This window comes from Bacillus sp. B2-WWTP-C-10-Post-4 (genome assembly GCF_009183805.1).
GTDB classification, from domain to species: Bacteria; Bacillota; Bacilli; order Bacillales; family Bacillaceae_G; genus Bacillus_A; species Bacillus_A cereus.
Genome location: NZ_WEII01000262.1, coordinates 1 through 1,133 on the forward strand (window position 1 = coordinate 1; position 1,133 = coordinate 1,133).

The following is a 1,133-nucleotide window of genomic DNA, read 5'->3' on the forward strand; positions in this document are numbered from 1 at the left end:
CCTGTAAAGAAAGTTTTTTTATTTTAAAGCGTTAATAGCTGTGGATAAATATCTATATTTTATATATTATTGGAGGGATTTAAATGACTTTTTCACAATCGTTACGTAAAGAAGTAGATTCAATTTGGAAAGCGAGTTTTAACCATCCTTTTGTAAAAAAACTTGGTGAAGGAACGTTAGATTTAGCTAGTTTTCGCTATTATGTTCTTCAAGATTCATATTATTTGAGTCATTTTGCTAGAGTACAAACATTAGGAGCTGCAAAAGCTCTTGAATTAGAAACGACAGCTCGTATGGCACACCATGCCCAAAATACATATGAGGCGGAATTATCATTACATGAGAATTTTGCTAAAAAGCTAGGGATAACAAAAGAAGAAAAAGATAATTTTATTCCTGCGCCAACTGCATATGCGTATACTTCACATATGTATCGTGCTGCGTATGAAGGACATTTAGGAGATATTATTGCAGCAATCTTACCTTGCTATTGGTTGTATTATGAAATTGGCGAACGCTTAAAAGAGTGCCAGCCGGAAGAGCAAATTTATAACGAATGGATTTCTGCTTATGGATCTGATTGGTTCCGTACGCTAGTTGAAGAGCAAATTACACGTTTAGATACTATCGCTGAAAAAGTAACAGAGACAGACCGCAAGCGTATGAAACAGCATTTTATTATTAGCAGTCAATATGAATATTCATTTTGGGAAATGGCTTATACATTAGAAAAGTGGCCAGTGGATACAGACGTAAAAGACGTAATTGGATAAAGAATAGAAGTAATGTTATAGATAGGTATGGATCATACCTATCTATATATTTTTTCTTGTCAAATTTGCGTAAAGTCATTAGTGCTACGGATATGGCGAAATAGAATATCGATAATTTAGCTCATTTACTTGTCTACGCATTAACTGGATAAACTTCTGTCACATTTATTTTACAATCAAAGAACGTAAATGTTGGTGGTATGAAGTTAAATAAGAAAAGAAACCCGAGCTGTTAGCTGTAACGGAGTTGTTTTTTCTTTGCAGGAGTTTCTAAATTATCATGGAGTGTTGTTAATACGATATGCAAATATGCATATCGTATTTTTTCGAGTTCTTTATGTGTTAAAATTAGATATATGG

At 33.2% G+C, this 1,133-nt stretch carries 1 protein-coding gene; it reads left to right on the top strand.

Going from position 1 to position 1,133, the window contains the following annotated elements:
* Window positions 1-83: 83 nt before the first annotated feature.
* A complete protein-coding gene (tenA, locus tag GBN78_RS29745; RefSeq protein WP_000144526.1) occupies window positions 84-773 on the top strand; it encodes a thiaminase II in 690 nt (229 codons plus the stop codon).
* The last annotated feature ends 360 nt before the right edge of the window (window positions 774-1,133 follow it).

Coding starts and splice junctions, on each gene's coding strand:
- tenA (WP_000144526.1), top strand. CDS start 84: ATGACTTTTTCACAATCGTTACGTAAAGAAGTAGATTCAATTTGGAAA.